We start from the raw sequence: 785 nt of genomic DNA on the forward strand, positions 1-785 counted from the left end.
TGCCGATTCGTCGGACAGCCGCACCTCGGCGAAGACTTCCTCGCCTCGCCGCCAAGCTGTTTGCAGTCCCTGGAAGGACGGGCCGTACCCGTAGCCCGTCTCGGCCATGGCCTCATAGAACCCGTCCACGGGCACCGGTTCCGCTCCCGGCGGCGGCCATGCCGTTTCCTGCCACACCGGTACGGGGGCGACTGACGCACTCAGCGTTCCGCTGGCGTGGCGTGTCCAGTCCGTCTCCTCCTCAGGGCGGGAGTACACGCTCACCGCACGGCGGCCGGACTCCTCCAGCGCGTCGAGGACCACCTGCACCTGCACAGCCCCGCGCTCGGGCAGCACCAACGGCCGCTCCAACGCCAGCTCCTCCAGGACACCGCAGCCCACCTCGTCACCGGCCCGCACGACCAGTTCGACGAACGCCGTGCCAGCCAGCAACACCACACCCTGCGCCGTGTGGTCGGCCAGCCAGGCGTGGGAGGCCAGGGACAGTCGGCTGGTGAACACCACACCTTCGCCACCGGCCAGTTCCACCGCCGCCCCCAGCAGCGGGTGGCCGAGGGAGGTCAGTCCGGCGCCGCGTACGTCTCCGGCCACGGCTCGGGGGCGCGGCCAGTACCGCTCACGCTGGAAGGCGTACGTCGGCAGATCGATCGCCGAGTTCCGGCCCACGATCGCGGACCAGTCCACCGGGACGCCGTGGGTGTGCAACCGGGCGACGGCGGTCAGCAATTGCTCGGACTCGTTCTCACCCCGGCGCAAAGTCCCCGTCACAACCGCCGACGGGTACG

The 785-nt window shown here is 70.8% G+C and carries 1 protein-coding gene; it reads right to left on the bottom strand.

What is annotated here, in order from left to right:
* A partial coding sequence (locus AQJ67_RS44390) for a polyketide synthase dehydratase domain-containing protein (RefSeq protein WP_244190822.1) occupies positions 1-768 on the bottom strand: 768 nt, incomplete at its 3' end.
* Positions 769-785: the final 17 nt, after the last annotated feature.

It is taken from the genome of Streptomyces caeruleatus, assembly GCF_001514235.1.
Taxonomy (GTDB): Bacteria; Actinomycetota; Actinomycetes; order Streptomycetales; family Streptomycetaceae; genus Streptomyces; species Streptomyces caeruleatus.